Source organism: Dermacoccus nishinomiyaensis, from assembly GCF_900447535.1.
Taxonomy (GTDB): Bacteria; Actinomycetota; Actinomycetes; order Actinomycetales; family Dermatophilaceae; genus Dermacoccus; species Dermacoccus nishinomiyaensis.
The window spans coordinates 1144129-1161015 of record NZ_UFXX01000001.1; the positions used below are offsets into that span (position 1 = coordinate 1144129).

Here is a 16887-nt window from a genome sequence, read left to right on the forward strand (position 1 = left end):
GCGCGAAGCGCCACCTTCCGATGCGAAGCTCGGATCAGTTCTTCGAGTAGAGCTCGACGATGAGCTGCTCGGTGAGCTGGCTGTCGATCTGCTCGCGCGTCGGGAGCTGGTGGATCAGCACCTGCAGCGTGCCCGGGACGACGTGCAGCCACGCCGGAACGGGACGCTCGCCGAACGTCTCGCGAGCGAGCTGGATCGGGAACGCCTCGCGCGACTTCTCACGGACCGTGATGATGTCGTACTGCTCGACGCGGTAGGACGGGACGTCGACGCGCACGCCGTTGACCTCGAAGTGACCGTGCGTGACGAGCTGGCGGGCAGCGCGGCGCGTGCGGGCGAGGCCGGCGCGGTAGATGACGTTGTCGAGGCGGGACTCGAGGATGATGAGCAGGTTCTCACCGGTCTTGCCGGGGCGGCGCGCCGCCTCCTTGTAGTACCGGACGAACTGCTTCTCCATGACGCCGTAGGTGAAGCGGGCCTTCTGCTTCTCCTGCAGCTGGTGAAGGTACTCCTTCTCCTGGATTCGACCGCGGCCGTGCTGGCCGGGCGGGAAGGGGCGCATCTCGAAGTTCTTGTCACCACCGACGAGGTCGGTCTTGAGTCGACGCGACTTCTTGGTGATCGGGCCGGTGTAACGGGCCATGTGGGGTGTCTCCTAGTTCGTCTTCGTTCGCGGTGTCTGGGTGATCAGACGCGGCGACGCTTGGGCGGGCGGACGCCGTTGTGCGGCGTGGGCGTGACATCGCTGATCGCGCCGACCTCGAGGCCGGTCGCGGTGAGCGAGCGGATGGCGGTCTCACGACCGGAACCCGGGCCCTTGACGAAGACGTCGACCTTGCGCATGCCGTGGTCCATGGCACGACGCGCAGCGGCCTCGGCGGCCATCTGCGCTGCGTAGGGGGTCGACTTGCGGGAACCCTTGAAGCCGACCTGGCCGGCGGACGCCCACGAGATCACGGCACCGGTGGGGTCCGTGATGGAAACGATGGTGTTGTTGAACGTGCTCTTGATGTGGGCCTGGCCCGCAGCAACGTTCTTCTTCTCCTTGCGGCGCACCTTCTTGGCGCCCGCGGCCATACGGCTCTTGGGAGGCATAGTTCGAATCTCCTGTTTCGACGCTCAGTTGAGGAAGTAGTCGTGATCAGCCGAAGCTGCTCGACTCACTTGGCCTTCTTCTTGCCGGCCACGGTGCGCTTCGGGCCCTTGCGGGTACGAGCGTTCGTCTTGGTGCGCTGACCGTGCACGGGCAGGCCACGGCGGTGGCGCAGACCCTCGTAGCTTCCGATCTCCACCTTGCGGCGGATGTCGGCGGCGATCTCACGGCGCAGGTCACCTTCGAGGCGGAAGCTTGCCTCGAGGTGGTCACGCAGCTTGACGAGTTCTTCCTCGGTGAGGTCGCGGACGCGCGTGTCCGGGTTGACGCCGGTCGCGGCCAGCGTCTCCTGGGCACGGGTACGCCCGACGCCGAAGATGTAGGTGAGGCCGACCTCGACGCGCTTCTCGCGCGGCAGGTCGACACCGATGAGACGTGCCATGTGTTCTCCTGATCATGAGCGGAGGTCTGGGGCAGCACCGTTCCCGCTATGGCGTGAGCCTCGATGCTCGTGATGAGCGGTGGGACTCGCGGGTCCTCGGCCTCCGCGCCGAGGGTGACGTCCACTGGCGTGTCTCTGGATCAGATCGCTCTGAGAGATCTCGACGATTCATCCTGTCGGATCCTCGTCAGAGCCCAGTGGGGCCGGGTGCTGCAGTTTCATGTGTTGCGTCCTGGTGAAGACGCTGTGAGCTGGTGCTCGGTGGATCAGCCCTGGCGCTGCTTGTGGCGCAGGTTCTCGCAGATCACCATGACTCGGCCGTTGCGGCGAATCACCTTGCACTTGTCACAGATCTTCTTGACGCTCGGCTGAACCTTCATCTGCCTGCTGTCTTGTCGATCGCGCTCTCGACACACCGACACGCTGCGACCATGCGGACGCAGCGCGGGGAGCGAGAACTGGGTTGAATCAGCGGTAACGGAAGACGATACGGCCGCGGGTCAGGTCATAGGGCGAGAGCTCGACGACGACCCGGTCCTCGGGGAGGATCCGGATGTAGTGCTGACGCATCTTGCCCGAGATGTGAGCGAGAACCTTGTGACCGTTCGTGAGCTCGACCCGGAACATCGCGTTCGGGAGAGCCTCGACGATCGTGCCCTCGATCTCGATGACACCGTCCTTCTTGGCCATAGCCTCCGCATTTCGCTGCACGAAACCGTCCCGGATGGACGGAATCTGTTGGCCGGCCTACCCGGTCGCGTGACGCTGAGCGCCACATACCACGACAGACCGTCCCTCAGTCTACGAGACGCGCTCGGCTTCCCCAAATCGCCTCGACCCGCCTCCGTTCCGATGAGAGGGGCTCGAGCGTTGGGGGACCCGGACGGCGTCGCGTCCGCGTGGGCCCTCAGTCGTCCAGGCCGCCGTACAACCCGAGCGGCTCGAGACGCGAACGTCCGCCGTCCTGCGCCGTCAGCACCCACAGGCCCTTCTCCGTCACCGCCACGGTGTGCTCGAAATGCGCGGCGAGGGAGCCGTCGTCGGTCTTGACGGTCCAGCCATCGTCGAGCTCATGCGTCTCGTACGTGCCGAGCGTGACCATCGGCTCGACGGCGACGACGAGACCAGGCTTCACCTTGGGGAGCCGCTCGTTGACGTACTCGTTGTAGACCGTTGGATCTTGGTGCAACTCACGACCCACACCGTGGCCCGTGTAGCCGTCGACGATCTCGAAGCTGGGCATCTCCGGCGGCAACCCCGCGAGGCGCTCCGGAGCGTTGAACTCCTCGAGCAGGTCTTGTACGCCCTCACCGACGTCGTTGAGGCGCTCGCCCACCTGAAGCGCCTCGATACCGGCCCACATCGACGCCTCGGTCGCGAGCACGAGAGCGCGGCGCAGGTCGCCCTGCGCCCACGCCACGACACCCTCTCGTCTGATCGCCGGCTCATCACCCGCGTGACGCGCCGCCACGCGCTGCGCCGAGCTCGCGTCGTCCCTCGCCGCCCCGACGACGAACGTCAACGCCGAGTCGCCGTGCCACCCGTCGACGATCGCTCCGCAGTCGAGCGAGACGACGTCGCCGTCTTGCAGCACGCGCTCCCCCGGGATGCCATGGACCACCTCGTCGTTGACGGAGATGCACAGCGTCGCGGGAAAGCCGTTGTACCCGAGGAACGACGGCGTCGCACCGCGTTCGAGCATGTGGGCGTGGGCGATGGCGTCGACGTCCTTCGTCGTCATGCCCGCGCGCGTTCCGAGTGCCGACGCGCGAAGCGCCGAGCCGGTCACGAGACCGGCCCGGCGCATCGCGCGGATGTCGTCACTCGACTTGAGATCCAGTCGGGTGCGTCCGAACATCAGTTCTTCGCCGCGACCTCGTCGAGTGCCGCGCCGATCCGCGCCTCGACCTCGTCGATCGAGCCCATGCCGTCGACCTGGACGAGGAGGCCACGCTCGGTGTAGGCGGCGGCCAGCGGCGCCGTCTCGCGCACGTAGAGCTCCTGACGCTCGCGGATGACCTCTTCGGTGTCGTCCGCACGGCCCGACGTCTCGGCGCGCTTGAGCAGGCGCTGCACGAGCTCCTCGCCATCGACGGTGAGTTCCAGGGCCGCGTCGAGGGCCTGGCCCTTCGCCGCGAGCATCTCCTCGAGCGCGACGACCTGGCCCGCGGTGCGCGGGTACCCGTCGAGCAGGAAGCCGTTCGCGGCGTCCTTCTCGTCGAGGCGGTTCTTGACGATCTCGTTCGTGATCTCGTCCGGGACGTACCCACCGGAGGCCAGGATGTCCTTGACCTTGAGGCCGAGCTCGGTCTCGTTCTTGATGTTGGCGCGGAAGATATCGCCGGTCGAGATGTGCGGGATGCCCCGGCTTTCGGCCAGACGCTCCGCCTGCGTTCCCTTGCCTGCCCCGGGGGGTCCGAGAATGATGAGTCGCATTACCGCAAGAACCCTTCGTAGTTGTGCTGTTGCAGCTTGGAGTCGACCTGCTTGACGGTCTCCAGACCCACGCCGACGAGGATGAGGATGGACGCGCCACCGAACGGAACGTTCTGGTTCGCGTCGAAGAGCGCCAGCGCGATCAGGGGTAGCAGCGCGAGGAACGCGATGTAGATCGCGCCGACGGTGGTGATGCGCGTCAGGACGTAGCTGAGGTACTTGGCCGTCGCGGAGCCGGCGCGGACTCCCGGAATGAAGCTCCCGGCCTGCTTGAGGTTGTCCGCCACCTCGTCGGGCTGGTAGGTGATCGACACGTAGAAGAACGTGAAGAACAGGATCAGGACCGTGTAGATCGCCATGTAGACGGGGTGGTCGCCGCGCGCCAGGTAGGTGTTGATCCACTGCGCCCACCCGGGCGGATTCGTCTTGTTCGCCGCGAACTGCGAAACCATGACAGGCAGGGAGAGCAAGGACGTCGCGAAGATGATCGGGATGACGTTGGCCATGTTGACCTTCAGCGGGATGTACGTCGTCGTCCCGCCGTAGGAGCGACGTCCGACCATGCGCTTCGCGTATTGGACGGGGATGCGTCGCTGACTGTTCTCCACGAAAACGACGGCGGTCGTCACAGCCAAGCACATGATGACCACGGCGATGAAACGCCCCCAGCCCTGGTTGTGGATCGCCCACAGACTCTGGGGCACGCGGGCGGCAACGGCGGTCAGGATGAGCAGCGACATACCGTTGCCGATACCCCGTTCCGTCACCTGCTCACCGAGCCACATGATGAGGCCGGTGCCGGCCGTCAGGGTCAGAATCATGAGCAGGACGGTCGGGATCGAGTCGTCCGTCATGATCGTCGAACACGTGGTCGGGCTACCACCGAGAATCGTCCACGGGCTACGAGCGGCGGTGATGAGCGTCGAACTCTGCAGGAGCGCTAGCGCGATCGCGAGATAGCGGGTGTACTGCGTCATCTTCGCCTGCCCGCTCTGGCCCTCCTTCTTGAGGGTCTCGAAACGCGGGATGACGACCGTCAACAACTGAATGATGATCGACGCGGTGATGTAGGGCATGATGCCGAGCGCGAAGATCGACAGCTGGAGCAGCGCGCCACCTGAGAACAGGTTCGCGAGCCCGAGGAGGCTGTTCGAACCACCGGCCGCGGCCTGACACTTGGCCACGAGATCGAAGCTGATCCCCGGCGTCGGAATGTGCGAACCGAGCCGGAACAACGCCATGATGGCCAGCGTGAACAGGATCTTGTTGCGCAGTTCGGGCGTCCGGAAGGCGCGTCCAAAACTGGTCAGCACAAAAACCTCCTGAGCCGTGACGCGTCACGGCTGAATACGTAAAGGGCTTGCCGGGTGGCCCCGACGACGGCGTCGCACCCGACGCGGGCGACCACCGTCAACGAATAGACGATACCCTCCCCCGCGTCCCGACGACGAAAGAACCCCGCCGGGAGCACCACATCGTGGCACCCCGGCGGGGTCCTGTCTCAGACGCGTCACTCAGCGGTGACGGAACCGCCTGCGGCCTCGATCTTGTCCTTGGCCGTGGCCGAGAACTTCTGCGCCGTGACGTTCACCTTGACGGTGATGTCGCCAGTGCCGAGCACCTTGACGGGCTGGCCCTTGCGGACGGCACCCTTCTCCACGAGCGCCGCGACGTCGACGTCGCCGCCCTCGGGGAACAAGGTGGAGATCTTGTCCAGGTTCACGACCTGGTACTCGACCTTGAACGGGTTCTTGAAGCCGCGGAGCTTGGGCAGACGCATGTGCAGCGGCGTCTGACCACCCTCGAAGCGAGCGGGAACCTGGTAGCGAGCCTTCGTACCCTTGGTACCACGACCCGCGGTCTTGCCCTTGGAGCCCTCACCGCGACCCACACGGGTCTTCGCGGTCTTGGCACCCGGGGCGGGACGCAGGTTGTGGATCTTCAGGGCCGACCCGTTGGCCTTGGTGTCAGGCATTTTCAGTCAACCTCCTCGACGGTCACGAGGTGCGCGACCGCGCGGACCATGCCCCGAAACTCGGGGCGGTCCTCCTTGACGACCGTGTGGCCGATGCGCTTGAGGCCCAGCGAACGCAGGGTCTCACGGTGCTGCGGCTTGCCACCGATCTCGGAACGGATCTGGGTCACCTTGAGCTGAGCCATCACGCACCTGCCTTCTCGGCCATCGCGTGCTGCATCGCAGCGGGGACGACGTCGTCGATCGGCAGGCCACGGCGAGCGGCCACGGCCTCCGGACGCTCGAGACCCTGGAGGGCCGCGACCGTCGCGTGGACGATGTTGATCGAGTTGTCGGAGCCCAGGGACTTCGACAGCACGTCGTGGATGCCTGCGCACTCGAGGACGGCGCGCACCGGACCACCGGCGATGACACCGGTACCGGGCGATGCCGGCTTCAGCAGGACGACGCCCGCCGCAGCCTCACCCTGAACGGGGTGCGGGATCGTGCCCTGGATGCGGGGGACGCGGAAGAAGTTCTTCTTCGCCTCCTCGACACCCTTGGCGATGGCTGCGGGAACTTCCTTGGCCTTGCCGTAGCCGACACCGACGGTGCCGTCACCGTCACCGACGACGACGAGGGCGGTGAAGCTGAAGCGACGACCACCCTTGACGACCTTGGCGACACGGTTGATGGTGACGACGTTCTCGACGTACTGGTTGCGCTCTTCCTCGCGGCCGCGGCCGCGGCCGCCGTCACGACGACCGCCATCGCGGCGGTTGTCACGCTGGTTGTTGTCGCGCTCGCCGCCCGTCTGGGCGGTACCGGCGCCTCGACGCTGGGGTCCAGCCATCAGACATTCCTCTTCTCGGCGTTGTTCTGGTTGGTCATCACAGGCTCAGGCCACCTTCGCGGGCGCCGTCGGCGATCGCGGCGACGCGGCCGGCGTAGCGGTTGCCGCCACGGTCGAACACGACTGCCTCGATGCCCTGGGCCTTGGCACGCTCGGCCACGAGTTCGCCGACCTTGCGGGCCTTGGCGGACTTGTCACCCTCGAACGTGCGCAGGTCGGCTTCCATGGTGGACGCGGACGCGACGGTCTTGCCGACCGTGTCGTCGACGACCTGGACGAAGACGTGACGGCTGGAACGCGAGACGACCAGGCGCGGGCGAACCGCGGTCCCCGTGACCTTCTTGCGCAGGCGCAGGTGACGACGGCCGCGAGCTGCGGACTTGCTCGTCGAACGCTTGACGATCTTTGCCATGGCTTACTTACCAGCCTTTCCGACCTTGCGGCGGATGTGCTCGCCTTCGTAGCGGACACCCTTCGCCTTGTACGGGTCGGGCTTGCGCAGCTTGCGGATGTTGGCCGAGACCTCACCGACGAGCTGCTTGTCGATACCGGAGACCGAGAAGCGGGTCGGGTTCTCGACGACGAACGTGATGCCCTCGGGGGCCTTCACGAGGATCGGGTGCGAGTAGCCGAGCGCGAACTCGAGGTCGCTGCCCTTCGCCGTCACGCGGTAACCCGTGCCGTGGATCTCGAGCTTCTTGGTGTAGCCGTCGGTGACACCGACGACCATGTTGTTGATCAGGCTCCGCGTCAGTCCGTGACGGGCGCGCGCGTCGCGCTCGTCGTTGGGTCGCGTCACCTCGACGGATCCGTCCTCGCCCTTGGCGACGGTGATCGGCGCGGGAACCGTCAGGTCAAGGCTGCCCTTGGGGCCCTTAACCGTGACGTCCTGGCCGTCGATGGTCACCTCGACACCGGACGGGACAGGAACCGGGAGACGTCCAATACGTGACATCTGTTTCTCCTCCTAATTCCTGATTACCAGACGTAGGCGAGGACTTCCCCGCCAACACCCTTGGCCGCCGCCTGCTTGTCGGTGAGCAGACCGGAGGACGTGGAAAGAATGGCAATGCCGAGGCCACCGAGAACCTTGGGGAGGTTGGTGGACTTGGCGTAGACGCGAAGGCCGGGCTTCGAGACGCGGCGCACTCCGGCGATGGAGCGCTCACGGTTCGGGCCGTACTTCAGGTTGATCGTGAGCGTCTGGCCGACGCGGGCTTCTTCGACGGTCCAGCCGGCGATGTAACCCTCGCGTTCAAGAATCTCAGCGATGTGGGACTTCAGCTTCGAGAACGGCATGGACGTCGAGTCGTGGTGCGCCGAGTTGGCGTTCCGGACTCGCGTCAACATGTCCGCGATCGGGTCGGTCATGGTCATTGGGCTTCTCCGCCCTTCCTCACCGGGGTTTCAACCCGCGTGTGTTGGGTCGACCTACGGTGTAGAACGAACTAATGAAAGTGGTGGGTTCTTACCAGCTGGACTTGGTCACGCCCGGCAGTTCGCCGGCGTGTGCCATCTCGCGCAAGCAGATGCGGCACAGGCCGAACTTGCGGTAGACCGAGTGCGGGCGGCCGCAGCGCTGGCAGCGCGTGTAGCCACGAACCTTGAACTTCGGCTTGGCGTTCGCCTTGTTGATCAGTGCGGTCTTCGCCATCGTCACTTCTCCTTGAACGGGAATCCGAGGGCGCGCAGCAGGGCGCGGCCTTCGTCGTCGTTCGCGGCGGTCGTCACGACGGTGATGTCCATGCCGCGGACGCGGTCGATCTTGTCCTGGTCGATCTCGTGGAACATCGACTGCTCGTTCAGACCGAACGTGTAGTTGCCGTTGCCGTCGAACTGCTTCGGCGACAGGCCGCGGAAGTCGCGGATACGCGGCAGCGCAACCGAAACGAGGCGGTCGAGGAACTCCCACATGCGGTCGCCGCGCAGCGTGACGTGCGCGCCGATCGGCATGCCCTCACGCAGCTTGAACTGGGCGATCGACTTGCGTGCCTTGGTGACAGCCGGCTTCTGGCCGGTGATGGCCTCGAGGTCGCGGATGGCGCCCTCAATCAGCTTGCTGTCCTTCGCGGCGTCGCCGACACCCATGTTGACGACGACCTTGACGACACCCGGAACCTGCATCGCGTTGGCGAAGTTGAACTCGCCCTGCAGCTGGCCCTTGATCTCGTCCTGGTAGCGCGTCTTCAGACGCGGGGTGGTCTTCGTGGTCTCAGACATCACAGGTCCTTACCGGAACGCACGGACACGCGGGTACGCACGGTCTTGGTCTTGCCGTCGCGCTCGACCTGCTCGACGCGGGTGCGCACACGGGTGGGCTTGTTCGTCTCCGGGTCGACGAGGGCCACGTTCGAGACGTGGATCGGCGCCTCGACGACCGTGAGGCCGCCGGTGCCCGCACCGGGCTGACCGGCCTTGACGTGCTTCGTGACGCGGTTGATGCCCTCGACGAGGACACGCTGCGTCTCCGGGAACACGGCGATGACCTTGCCCTGCTTGCCCTTGTCGCCGCCATTCTTCTCGGAACGGCCGCTGATGACCTGGACGAGGTCGTTCTTCTTGATCTTCATCTTGGCCACCATGGTTCAGAGCACCTCCGGGGCAAGCGAAATGATCTTCATGAACTTCTTGTCGCGCAGTTCACGGCCGACGGGGCCGAAGATGCGCGTACCACGCGGGTCGCCGTCACCCTTGAGGATGACTGCCGCGTTCTCGTCGAAGCGGATGTAGGAGCCGTCTGCACGACGGCGCTCCTTCTTGGTGCGAACGATGACGGCCTTGACGACGTCACCCTTCTTGACATTGCCACCGGGGATGGCGTCCTTGACGGTGGCCACGATGGTGTCACCGATGCCGGCGTACCGGCGGCCAGAACCGCCGAGCACGCGGATGCACAGGATCTCCTTGGCACCGGTGTTGTCGGCGACACGAAGTCGCGACTCCTGCTGAATCACAGTTTCTACTCCTGTCGTCTCACTGGTTCTCGCCCGATCTGAGCGAGCCTTGCGGAACGTTTAATGGTCTCACACCGATCGGCGCACGCGAAAACCGGGAGAGTCCCCCGCGCCGGTGGGGCGACGACGAGATCGCCGCCCCACCGATGACGGGCGTGGACTTCCCGGCTACGCGCGTGCCTCGCGGCTTACTTGGCGCGCTCGAGGATCTCGACGACGCGCCAACGCTTCGTTGCCGAGAGCGGGCGGGTCTCCATGATGAGAACGCGGTCGCCGATGCCGGCGCTGTTGTTCTCGTCGTGGGCCTTCACCTTGCTGCTGCGGCGCATGACCTTGCCGTACAGGGCATGCTTGACGCGGTCCTCGACCTCGACGACGACGGTCTTGTCCATCTTGTCGCTGACGACGTAACCCTGACGCGTCTTGCGGTAGTTGCGCTCTGCCTGCTCGGTCACAGCGGTCTCCTGCTTGTCAGTCATGGTCAGCCAACCTTCTCATCACGGCCGATGTTGAGCTCGCGCTCACGCATCTCCGTGTAGATGCGCGCGATGTCCGTGCGAACGGAACGCAGACGGGCCGAGCTCTCGAGCTGGCCGGTGGCCGACTGGAAGCGCAGGTTGAAGAGTTCCTTCTTCGCCTCTGCGAGCTTCTGCGTCAGCACCTCGTCCGTCATCTCGCGCAGTGCCTTCGGCTGCAGGTCTTCCGAACCCTTGGCCATCAGATGTCACCACCTTCACGCGCGACGAAGCGGCACTTCATCGGCAGCTTGTGCATCGCGAGACGCATGGCCTCGCGCGCAACCTCTTCGGACACACCGTTGACCTCGAACATGACGCGGCCCGGCTTGACGTTGGCGACCCACCACTCCGGCGAACCCTTACCGGAACCCATGCGGGTCTCGGCGGGCTTCTTCGTCAGCGGACGGTCCGGGTAGATGTTGATCCACACCTTTCCGCCACGCTTCATGTAGCGGGTCATCGCGATACGAGCGGACTCGATCTGACGGTTCGTGACGTAAGCCGGCTCGAGAGCCTGGATGCCGTAGTCACCGAACGTGACCTGCGTGCCGCCCTTGGCGGTGCCGCTGCGCTTCGGGTGGTGCTGCTTGCGGTGCTTCACTCGACGGGGAATGAGCATCAGGCTTCGCCTCCCTCAGTCTTGGCGGGCTCGGTGACCTCGGTCGTCGTCTCGCTGGTGACAGCGGTCTGCTCGGCGCGCTGGCCACGACCGCGCCCGCGCTCACCACGGTCGCCGCGCGGGCCGTCGTTGCGGCGGCCACGGGCCGGACGCTGCGGGGCGGCGGCCTGCTCACGAGCGAGCTCCTTGGCCGTCAGGTCGCCCTTGTAGATCCAGACCTTGACACCGATGCGGCCGAACGTCGTACGCGCCTCGTAGAAGCCGTAGTCGATGTTGGCGCGCAGCGTGTGCAGCGGCACACGACCTTCGCGGTAGAACTCCGAGCGCGACATCTCGGCGCCGCCGAGACGACCGGAGCACTGGACACGGATGCCCTTGGCGCCGGCGCGCTGCGCGGACATGATGCCCTTGCGCATCGCACGACGGAAGGACACGCGCGCCGAGAGCTGCTCGGCGATGCCCTGCGCGACGAGCTGAGCGTCGGCCTCGGGGTTCTTGACCTCGAGGATGTTCAGCTGAACCTGCTTGCCCGTGAGCTTCTCCAGGCGCGAGCGGAGGCGGTCGGCCTCGGCGCCGCGGCGGCCGATGACGATGCCCGGACGCGCCGTGTGGATGTCGACGCGAACACGGTCACGCGTGCGCTCGATGTCGACGCGTGCGATACCGGCGCGCTCCATGCCCTCGGACAGGAGCTTGCGGATCGCGACGTCTTCCTTGACGTAGTCGCTGTAGCGCTGGCCCGGCTTCGTCGAGTCGGCGAACCAGCGGCTCTTGTGCTCGGTCGTGATGCCGAGGCGGAAACCGTTCGGGTTGATCTTCTGACCCATCAGCGGTTACCTCCCTTCGAGTCGCGCTCGCCCACAACGATGGTGATGTGGCTCGTGCGCTTGAGGATGCGGCTCGCGCGGCCCTGGGCACGCGGGCGGAATCGCTTCATGGTCGGACCTTCGTCGACGAACGCGGTCGTGACGACCAGTGCGTTCTCGTCGAAGGGTGCGGAGTTCTTGTCCGCCGTGAAACGCGCGTTCGCAATGGCGCTGTTGAGCGTCTTGAGAACGGGCTCGCTGGCAGTCTGCGGAGCAAACTGCAGCAGAGCGATCGCGTCAGCGGCCTGCTTGCCACGGATCATGTCCACGACGCGGCGGGCCTTCATCGGCGTCACGCGGACGTGCCGCGCCTGCGCCTTGGCTTCCATCGCTGTCCCTTTACTTTCGTTCGTCATGTTGGGTTACCCCGCCGCGTCAGCGACGGCGACCCTTCTTGTCGTCCTTGTCGTGACCCTTGAAGGTACGAGTGGGAGCGAACTCACCCAACTTGTGGCCGACCATGCTCTCGGTCACGAAGACCGGAACGTGCTTGCGACCGTCGTGGACGGCCAGGGTGTGGCCGAGCATGTCCGGGGTGATCATCGAGCGGCGCGACCACGTCTTGATGACGCTCTGCGTGCCGGCTTCGTTCTGGGCATCGACCTTCTTCGCGAGGTGCTCGTCGACGAAGGGGCCCTTCTTGAGGCTACGAGGCATTTCGAAAGGCTCCTATCAGCGCTTCTTGCCAGTACGACGGCGACGCACGATGAGCTTGTCGCTGTCCTTGTTCGGGCGGCGGGTGCGGCCTTCCTTCTGGCCCCACGGGCTCACCGGGTTACGACCACCGGAGGTCTTGCCCTCACCACCACCGTGCGGGTGGTCCACCGGGTTCATCGCGACACCACGGACGGTCGGGCGCTTGCCCTTCCAGCGCATGCGGCCGGCCTTGCCCCAGTTGATGTTGCTCTGCTCGGCGTTGCCCACCTCACCGATCGTCGCGCGGCAGCGGACGTCGACGTTGCGGATCTCACCGGAGGGCATGCGCAGCTGGGCGTAGGGGCCGTCCTTCGCGACGAGCTGTACGCGAACACCCGCGGAACGGGCGATCTTCGCGCCGCCACCGGGGCGCAGCTCGACACAGTGGATGACGGTACCGACGGGGATGTTACGCATCGGCAGGTTGTTGCCGGGCTTGATGTCGGCCTCGGGACCGTTCTCGATGCGGTCGCCCTGCTTCAGCTTGTTCGGCGCGATGATGTAGCGCTTCTCGCCGTCGGCGTAGTGCAGCAGCGCGATGCGGGCGGTGCGGTTGGGGTCGTACTCGATGTGAGCGACCTTGGCCGGGATGCCGTCCTTGTCCGCGCGGCGGAAGTCGATCACACGGTAGGCGCGCTTGTGGCCACCACCGATGTGACGGGTCGTGATACGGCCGGAGGCGTTGCGGCCACCGGTCTTGGTCAGGGGGCGCACCAGCGACTTCTCGGGCGTGGAGCGAGTGATCTCGACGAAGTCGGCCACACTCGAGCCACGACGACCGGGGGTCGTGGGCTTGTACTTGCGAATAGCCATGGGTCTAAGTCGTCCTCAGTCTTGGATTGATTCGGCGATCGTCATCGAGGGTCAGGAGGCCTGACCGAAGATGTCGATGTTGCCTTCCGTGAGCGAGACGATGGCGCGCTTGGTGTCCTTGCGCTTGCCCATGCCGAAACGCGTACGGCGCGTCTTGCCCTTGCGGTTCAGCGTGTGCACCGATGCGACCTTGACGTCGAAGATCTGCTCGATGGCGATCTTGATCTCCGTCTTGTTCGCACGCGGGTCCACGATGAACGTGTACTTGCCCTCGTCGAGGAGTGCGTAGGACTTCTCCGAGACGACGGGCTGGATGATGACGTCGCGGGGGTCCTTGTTCAGGGTGCTCACTTGGTGTCCTCCGACTTCTGGCCGCCGGCGACGAATGCGTCGAACGCAGCCTTCGTGAACGCGATGTCGTCGGCGCACAGCACGTCGTACGTGTTGAGCTGGTCGCTCCAGAGCACGTGGACGTTCGGCAGGTTGCGAACGCTGAGCTCGGAGACCGAGTCCATGCGGTCGATGACGACGAGGAGGTTCTTGCGGTCCGAGAGCGTGCCCAGGAACTTCGCGGCAGCCTTCGTCGACGGCGCCTCACCGGCGACGACGGACTCGAGAACGTGGATGCGCTCGAAACGGGCGCGGTCCGAGAGGGCTCCGCGCAGGGCGGCGGCCTTCATCTTCTTGGGCGTGCGCTGGCTGTAGTCGCGCGGCTGCGGGCCGTGGACGGTGCCACCGCCCGCGAACTGCGGCGCGCGGGTCGAACCCTGACGGGCGCGACCGGTGCCCTTCTGGCGGTACGGCTTGCGCCCACCACCACGGACCTCGCCGCGGGTCTTGGTCTTGTGCGTGCCCTGACGAGCTGCGGCCAGCTGCGCCACCACGACCTGGTGGATCAGCGGGACGTTGGTGGCGACATCGAAGATGTCGGCCGGCAGTTCGACAGAACCGGACGTCTTGCCCTCGGGGCTCAGGATGTCAACGGTAGTCATGCTCAGGCTCCCTTGATGGCCGTGCGCACGAGAACGACAGCGCCCGCGGGGCCGGGAACGGCACCCTTGATGAGCAGCAGGCCCTTCTCAGCGTCCACGGCGTGGATCTGGAGGTTCTGGGTCGTCTGGCGAACGCCACCCATGCGACCGGCCATGCGCATGCCCTTGAAGACTCGACCCGGGGTGGCGCAGCCACCGATCGAACCCGGCTTGCGGTGGTTGCGGTGCGCACCGTGCGAGGCCGAGACACCGGCGAAGCCGTGACGCTTCATGACACCGGCGAAACCCTTGCCCTTGGTGCGGCCGACGACGTCGACCTTCTGGCCGGCCTCGAAAGCCTCTGCCGTCAGCTCCTGGCCGAGCGAGTACTCGCCGGCGTCGGAGGTGCGCAGTTCGGCCAGGTGGCGGCGCGGCGTGACGCCGGCCTTCTCGAAGTGGCCGGTCAGCGGCTTCGTGACCTTGCGCGGGTCGATCTGGCCGTAGCCGATCTGAACCGCGTTGTAGCCGTCGACGCCTTCGCTGCGCAACTGCGTGACGACGCACGGGCCGACGGCGACGACGGTGACGGGGATGAGGCGGTTGTCGGCGTCCCAGACCTGGGTCATGCCGAGCTTCTCGCCGAGGAGGCCCTTCACGGGGCGCTCAGTGGTTGCAGTCATGAGTCAAACCCTCGCTTACAGCTTGATCTCGATGTTGACGTCGGCCGGGAGGTCGAGTCGCATGAGCGAGTCCACCGCCTTCGGCGTCGGGTCAACGATGTCGATGAGGCGCTTGTGCGTACGCATCTCGAAGTGCTCGCGGCTGTCCTTGTACTTGTGCGGCGACCGGATGACGCAGAAGACGTTCTTCTCCGTCGGCAGCGGCACCGGTCCAACGACCGTTGCGCCTGCACGGGTCACCGTGTCGACAATCTTGCGCGCCGAGCTGTCGATGACCTCGTGGTCATACGACTTCAGTCGGATGCGGATCTTCTGTCCCGCCATTCGCGTGAGTCTCTCTTCTCGCCGATCATGTTCGTGTCCGGCTCCCCCACCCACGCGCTCGGGCGTGTCGCGCGCCCTCCGGGCGCGATCTTCCGGCAGGAAGATCTGGAGGCCTTTCAGCCGGTGCTTGCGCTTCCCTGGACGCACGCCGTTCCATGAGAACGTGTGCACTTCGTGAGGGAAGTGCGAACAAGTGCGTTTCAGAGGCGGCAGTGCAGGTACGGACCTTCACCACGCGTCAAGCAACTTGTCCATAGTGCCAGATCGCCCCCGCCGCCTCCAAATCGGGGCGTCGGGGGCGCTGATGGCGAGGGCATAGTGCGGCGGTCGCGGCGTCTCAATCCCGCGCGTGCTCGAGCGCCGCGATGAGGACGCACAGGGCCACGCCCGCCATGGCCTCCTCGACCTCGGCCAGGGGCGGCAGGCTGGGCGCGAGCCGGATGTTCTCGTCCAACGGGTCCTTGCCGTACGGGAACGAGGCGCCTGCCGGTGTCAGGGCGATGCCCGCCTCCTTGGCGAGTTCGACGACGCGGCTCGCGGTGCCGGGCACGACGTCGAGGTTGACGAAGTAGCCGCCCTCCGGCTTGTTCCAGCGTGCGACCCCGTACTCACCCAGCCGCTCGCTGAGGGCTGCGTCGACGGCAGCGAACTTGGGCGCCATGATGGCGGCGTGCTTGCGCATGTGCTCGCGCACCCCCTCTGCGTCGCCGAAGAACTGCGCGTGGGCCAACTGGTTCACCTTGTCCGGGCCGATGGAGCCGTGCCCGAGGTTCGCCAAGTACCAGCCGACCGTCTCGCGCGAGCCGGCCAGGAACGCGACGCCGGCACCGGCGAAGGTGATCTTCGACGTGGAGGCGAACATGATCGGGCGATCGGGATGGCCCGACGCCTGGGCCAGGCTCACGATGTCGGCCGACTTCGCCTCGTTCATGCTGAGATGGTGCACGGCGTACGCGTTGTCCCAAAAAATGCGGAAATCAGGCGCGGCGGCCGGCATCGCCGCCAGCTTCGCCGCGACCTCCTGCGAGCAGATCGCGCCGGTGGGGTTGGCGTATGTCGGCACGATCCACATGCCCTTGATGCTCGGGTCGTGCGCGACGAGGTGGGCGCACTCGTCCGCGTCGGGCCCGTCCTCACGCATCGGCACGTTGATCATCTCGATGCCGAGGCTCTCGAGCAGCCCGAAGTGGCGGTCGTACCCGGGCACGGGTGCGAGGAACTTGACGCTTCCCTCCTGTGACCACGGGCGCGGCGAGCCGAGGCCGCCTCGCAGCAGGTGATAGACGAGAACGTCGTGCATCATCGTCAGGCTCGAGTTGTTGCCCGCAACGATCTGATCGACGTCGACCCCGAGCAGGTCGGCGAAGATGCTTCGGATCTCCACGAGACCGGGCAACCCCCCGTAGTTGCGGACGTCGACCCCTGACTCGTCCTTCGTCCCCTCGGGCAACGACAGTAGCGCGTTCGACAGGTCGAGCTGCGCTGACGACGGCTTGCCGCGCGTGAGATCGAGACTCAGCCCGCGCGCACGTAACTGTTCGTAGTCGGCCTGGACGCGCTTCAACAGCTCATCACGCTCGGCGCGGGTGAGGTCGGCGAGTGACACGATGTCTCCTAGGTGCTGCGGTCGGTCTTGTCATCATCCTTTCACGGCGGGCGCGTCCCCCA

General features: G+C 65.9%; 30 protein-coding genes. All 30 read right to left on the minus strand.

Going from position 1 to position 16887, the window contains the following annotated elements:
- Positions 1-34: 34 nt before the first annotated feature.
- The 30 genes from rpsD to DYE07_RS05540 all read right to left on the minus strand — a co-directional run bounded on the left by rpsD (position 35) and on the right by DYE07_RS05540 (position 16825).
- Positions 35-643, minus strand: coding sequence for a 30S ribosomal protein S4 (rpsD, locus tag DYE07_RS05395; RefSeq protein WP_006946058.1), 609 nt, complete (start codon positions 641-643; stop codon positions 35-37).
- Between the two features lie 44 nt (positions 644-687).
- On the minus strand, positions 688-1095 hold the full coding sequence (rpsK, locus tag DYE07_RS05400; RefSeq protein WP_006946182.1) for a 30S ribosomal protein S11: 408 nt from the start codon (positions 1093-1095) through the stop codon (positions 688-690).
- 65 nt (positions 1096-1160) lie between these two features.
- Entirely contained in the window at positions 1161-1535 is a 375-nt protein-coding gene (rpsM, locus tag DYE07_RS05405; RefSeq protein WP_006946278.1) for a 30S ribosomal protein S13, read from the minus strand.
- A 266-nt stretch (positions 1536-1801) separates the two neighbouring features.
- A complete protein-coding gene (gene rpmJ, locus DYE07_RS05410) occupies positions 1802-1915 on the minus strand; it encodes a 50S ribosomal protein L36 (protein WP_006592630.1) in 114 nt (37 codons plus the stop codon).
- An 88-nt stretch (positions 1916-2003) separates the two neighbouring features.
- Entirely contained in the window at positions 2004-2225 is a 222-nt protein-coding gene (gene infA, locus DYE07_RS05415) for a translation initiation factor IF-1 (RefSeq protein ID WP_006946284.1), read from the minus strand.
- Positions 2226-2442: 217 nt separating this feature from the next.
- The gene (locus DYE07_RS05420; protein WP_115296514.1) at positions 2443-3393 is read right to left on the minus strand and encodes a type I methionyl aminopeptidase; all 951 of its coding nucleotides are present in this window, start codon (positions 3391-3393) and stop codon (positions 2443-2445) included.
- Positions 3393-3971, minus strand: a complete 579-nt coding sequence (locus DYE07_RS05425) for an adenylate kinase (RefSeq protein ID WP_115296515.1) — start codon at positions 3969-3971, stop codon at positions 3393-3395. The genes DYE07_RS05420 and DYE07_RS05425 overlap by 1 nt, the downstream gene beginning before the upstream one ends.
- A complete protein-coding gene (gene secY / locus DYE07_RS05430; protein WP_115296516.1) occupies positions 3971-5284 on the minus strand; it encodes a preprotein translocase subunit SecY in 1314 nt (437 codons plus the stop codon). Before secY ends, DYE07_RS05425 begins: the two co-directional genes overlap by 1 nt.
- A 197-nt stretch (positions 5285-5481) precedes the next feature.
- Complete coding sequence (rplO, locus tag DYE07_RS05435) at positions 5482-5946, minus strand: 50S ribosomal protein L15 (RefSeq protein WP_006946289.1); 465 nt, start codon at positions 5944-5946, stop codon at positions 5482-5484.
- A 2-nt stretch (positions 5947-5948) separates the two neighbouring features.
- Positions 5949-6131: a 50S ribosomal protein L30 gene (gene rpmD, locus DYE07_RS05440; RefSeq protein ID WP_038567114.1), complete on the minus strand. Its 183-nt coding sequence runs from the start codon at positions 6129-6131 to the stop codon at positions 5949-5951.
- A complete protein-coding gene (gene rpsE, locus DYE07_RS05445; protein WP_062258619.1) occupies positions 6131-6778 on the minus strand; it encodes a 30S ribosomal protein S5 in 648 nt (215 codons plus the stop codon). Before rpsE ends, rpmD begins: the two co-directional genes overlap by 1 nt.
- A 37-nt stretch (positions 6779-6815) precedes the next feature.
- Positions 6816-7190: a 50S ribosomal protein L18 gene (gene rplR / locus DYE07_RS05450; protein WP_006946162.1), complete on the minus strand. Its 375-nt coding sequence runs from the start codon at positions 7188-7190 to the stop codon at positions 6816-6818.
- 3 nt (positions 7191-7193) lie between these two features.
- Positions 7194-7733 carry a 50S ribosomal protein L6 gene (rplF, locus tag DYE07_RS05455; RefSeq protein ID WP_006946061.1) on the minus strand — a complete coding sequence of 180 codons (540 nt, stop codon included), beginning with the start codon at positions 7731-7733 and terminating at the stop codon, positions 7194-7196.
- Positions 7734-7756: 23 nt separating this feature from the next.
- Entirely contained in the window at positions 7757-8155 is a 399-nt protein-coding gene (rpsH, locus tag DYE07_RS05460) for a 30S ribosomal protein S8 (RefSeq protein WP_006946236.1), read from the minus strand.
- Between the two features lie 91 nt (positions 8156-8246).
- Positions 8247-8432 (minus strand): type Z 30S ribosomal protein S14, encoded by a 186-nt coding sequence (locus DYE07_RS05465; protein WP_006946078.1) that lies wholly within the window; start codon positions 8430-8432, stop codon positions 8247-8249.
- A 2-nt stretch (positions 8433-8434) separates the two neighbouring features.
- Complete coding sequence (gene rplE, locus DYE07_RS05470; protein ID WP_006946222.1) at positions 8435-8998, minus strand: 50S ribosomal protein L5; 564 nt, start codon at positions 8996-8998, stop codon at positions 8435-8437.
- Positions 8998-9360, minus strand: coding sequence for a 50S ribosomal protein L24 (gene rplX, locus DYE07_RS05475; protein WP_006946282.1), 363 nt, complete (start codon positions 9358-9360; stop codon positions 8998-9000). The genes rplE and rplX overlap by 1 nt, the downstream gene beginning before the upstream one ends.
- Before the next feature lie 3 nt (positions 9361-9363).
- A complete protein-coding gene (rplN, locus tag DYE07_RS05480; RefSeq protein WP_006946197.1) occupies positions 9364-9732 on the minus strand; it encodes a 50S ribosomal protein L14 in 369 nt (122 codons plus the stop codon).
- Between the two features lie 188 nt (positions 9733-9920).
- Entirely contained in the window at positions 9921-10211 is a 291-nt protein-coding gene (gene rpsQ, locus DYE07_RS05485; RefSeq protein WP_038567110.1) for a 30S ribosomal protein S17, read from the minus strand.
- 2 nt (positions 10212-10213) lie between these two features.
- Positions 10214-10450, minus strand: a complete 237-nt coding sequence (rpmC, locus tag DYE07_RS05490) for a 50S ribosomal protein L29 (protein WP_006946167.1) — start codon at positions 10448-10450, stop codon at positions 10214-10216.
- Positions 10450-10869, minus strand: a complete 420-nt coding sequence (gene rplP / locus DYE07_RS05495) for a 50S ribosomal protein L16 (RefSeq protein WP_006946267.1) — start codon at positions 10867-10869, stop codon at positions 10450-10452. The genes rpmC and rplP overlap by 1 nt, the downstream gene beginning before the upstream one ends.
- Positions 10869-11696 (minus strand): 30S ribosomal protein S3, encoded by an 828-nt coding sequence (gene rpsC / locus DYE07_RS05500; RefSeq protein WP_006946142.1) that lies wholly within the window; start codon positions 11694-11696, stop codon positions 10869-10871. The genes rplP and rpsC overlap by 1 nt, the downstream gene beginning before the upstream one ends.
- Positions 11696-12064 carry a 50S ribosomal protein L22 gene (gene rplV, locus DYE07_RS05505; RefSeq protein ID WP_006946292.1) on the minus strand — a complete coding sequence of 123 codons (369 nt, stop codon included), beginning with the start codon at positions 12062-12064 and terminating at the stop codon, positions 11696-11698. Before rplV ends, rpsC begins: the two co-directional genes overlap by 1 nt.
- A gap of 46 nt (positions 12065-12110) precedes the next feature.
- Complete coding sequence (rpsS, locus tag DYE07_RS05510) at positions 12111-12392, minus strand: 30S ribosomal protein S19 (RefSeq protein ID WP_115296517.1); 282 nt, start codon at positions 12390-12392, stop codon at positions 12111-12113.
- A gap of 15 nt (positions 12393-12407) precedes the next feature.
- Positions 12408-13244, minus strand: coding sequence for a 50S ribosomal protein L2 (gene rplB, locus DYE07_RS05515; protein ID WP_006946059.1), 837 nt, complete (start codon positions 13242-13244; stop codon positions 12408-12410).
- A gap of 51 nt (positions 13245-13295) precedes the next feature.
- A complete protein-coding gene (rplW, locus tag DYE07_RS05520) occupies positions 13296-13595 on the minus strand; it encodes a 50S ribosomal protein L23 (RefSeq protein WP_006946188.1) in 300 nt (99 codons plus the stop codon).
- Positions 13592-14236, minus strand: a complete 645-nt coding sequence (gene rplD / locus DYE07_RS05525) for a 50S ribosomal protein L4 (RefSeq protein ID WP_006946139.1) — start codon at positions 14234-14236, stop codon at positions 13592-13594. Before rplD ends, rplW begins: the two co-directional genes overlap by 4 nt.
- Positions 14237-14238: 2 nt before the next feature.
- Complete coding sequence (gene rplC / locus DYE07_RS05530) at positions 14239-14895, minus strand: 50S ribosomal protein L3 (protein WP_038567101.1); 657 nt, start codon at positions 14893-14895, stop codon at positions 14239-14241.
- Positions 14896-14910: 15 nt separating this feature from the next.
- Positions 14911-15219, minus strand: coding sequence for a 30S ribosomal protein S10 (gene rpsJ, locus DYE07_RS05535; RefSeq protein ID WP_006946210.1), 309 nt, complete (start codon positions 15217-15219; stop codon positions 14911-14913).
- A 337-nt stretch (positions 15220-15556) separates the two neighbouring features.
- Positions 15557-16825 (minus strand): aspartate aminotransferase type Ic, encoded by a 1269-nt coding sequence (locus DYE07_RS05540; RefSeq protein WP_062258617.1) that lies wholly within the window; start codon positions 16823-16825, stop codon positions 15557-15559.
- Positions 16826-16887: the final 62 nt, after the last annotated feature.

What these genes read in the sequence shown, in the direction of transcription:
- rpsD (WP_006946058.1), bottom strand. Translation starts at nt 643, where the DNA reads ATGGCCCGTTACACCGGCCCGATCACCAAGAAGTCGCGTCGACTCAAG.
- rpsK (WP_006946182.1), bottom strand. Translation starts at nt 1,095, where the DNA reads ATGCCTCCCAAGAGCCGTATGGCCGCGGGCGCCAAGAAGGTGCGCCGC.
- rpsM (WP_006946278.1), bottom strand. Translation starts at nt 1,535, where the DNA reads ATGGCACGTCTCATCGGTGTCGACCTGCCGCGCGAGAAGCGCGTCGAG.
- rpmJ (WP_006592630.1), bottom strand. Translation starts at nt 1,915, where the DNA reads ATGAAGGTTCAGCCGAGCGTCAAGAAGATCTGTGACAAGTGCAAGGTG.
- infA (WP_006946284.1), bottom strand. Translation starts at nt 2,225, where the DNA reads ATGGCCAAGAAGGACGGTGTCATCGAGATCGAGGGCACGATCGTCGAG.
- DYE07_RS05420 (WP_115296514.1), bottom strand. Translation starts at nt 3,393, where the DNA reads ATGTTCGGACGCACCCGACTGGATCTCAAGTCGAGTGACGACATCCGC.
- DYE07_RS05425 (WP_115296515.1), bottom strand. Translation starts at nt 3,971, where the DNA reads ATGCGACTCATCATTCTCGGACCCCCCGGGGCAGGCAAGGGAACGCAG.
- rplO (WP_006946289.1), bottom strand. Translation starts at nt 5,946, where the DNA reads ATGCCTGACACCAAGGCCAACGGGTCGGCCCTGAAGATCCACAACCTG.
- rpmD (WP_038567114.1), bottom strand. Translation starts at nt 6,131, where the DNA reads ATGGCTCAGCTCAAGGTGACCCAGATCCGTTCCGAGATCGGTGGCAAG.
- rpsE (WP_062258619.1), bottom strand. Translation starts at nt 6,778, where the DNA reads ATGGCTGGACCCCAGCGTCGAGGCGCCGGTACCGCCCAGACGGGCGGC.
- rplR (WP_006946162.1), bottom strand. Translation starts at nt 7,190, where the DNA reads ATGGCAAAGATCGTCAAGCGTTCGACGAGCAAGTCCGCAGCTCGCGGC.
- rplF (WP_006946061.1), bottom strand. Translation starts at nt 7,733, where the DNA reads ATGTCACGTATTGGACGTCTCCCGGTTCCTGTCCCGTCCGGTGTCGAG.
- rpsH (WP_006946236.1), bottom strand. Translation starts at nt 8,155, where the DNA reads ATGACCATGACCGACCCGATCGCGGACATGTTGACGCGAGTCCGGAAC.
- DYE07_RS05465 (WP_006946078.1), bottom strand. Translation starts at nt 8,432, where the DNA reads ATGGCGAAGACCGCACTGATCAACAAGGCGAACGCCAAGCCGAAGTTC.
- rplE (WP_006946222.1), bottom strand. Translation starts at nt 8,998, where the DNA reads ATGTCTGAGACCACGAAGACCACCCCGCGTCTGAAGACGCGCTACCAG.
- rplX (WP_006946282.1), bottom strand. Translation starts at nt 9,360, where the DNA reads ATGGTGGCCAAGATGAAGATCAAGAAGAACGACCTCGTCCAGGTCATC.
- rpsQ (WP_038567110.1), bottom strand. Translation starts at nt 10,211, where the DNA reads ATGACTGACAAGCAGGAGACCGCTGTGACCGAGCAGGCAGAGCGCAAC.
- rpmC (WP_006946167.1), bottom strand. Translation starts at nt 10,450, where the DNA reads ATGGCCAAGGGTTCGGAAGACCTGCAGCCGAAGGCACTGCGCGAGATG.
- rplP (WP_006946267.1), bottom strand. Translation starts at nt 10,869, where the DNA reads ATGCTCATTCCCCGTCGAGTGAAGCACCGCAAGCAGCACCACCCGAAG.
- rpsC (WP_006946142.1), bottom strand. Translation starts at nt 11,696, where the DNA reads ATGGGTCAGAAGATCAACCCGAACGGTTTCCGCCTCGGCATCACGACC.
- rplV (WP_006946292.1), bottom strand. Translation starts at nt 12,064, where the DNA reads ATGGAAGCCAAGGCGCAGGCGCGGCACGTCCGCGTGACGCCGATGAAG.
- rpsS (WP_115296517.1), bottom strand. Translation starts at nt 12,392, where the DNA reads ATGCCTCGTAGCCTCAAGAAGGGCCCCTTCGTCGACGAGCACCTCGCG.
- rplB (WP_006946059.1), bottom strand. Translation starts at nt 13,244, where the DNA reads ATGGCTATTCGCAAGTACAAGCCCACGACCCCCGGTCGTCGTGGCTCG.
- rplD (WP_006946139.1), bottom strand. Translation starts at nt 14,236, where the DNA reads ATGACTACCGTTGACATCCTGAGCCCCGAGGGCAAGACGTCCGGTTCT.
- rplC (WP_038567101.1), bottom strand. Translation starts at nt 14,895, where the DNA reads ATGACTGCAACCACTGAGCGCCCCGTGAAGGGCCTCCTCGGCGAGAAG.
- rpsJ (WP_006946210.1), bottom strand. Translation starts at nt 15,219, where the DNA reads ATGGCGGGACAGAAGATCCGCATCCGACTGAAGTCGTATGACCACGAG.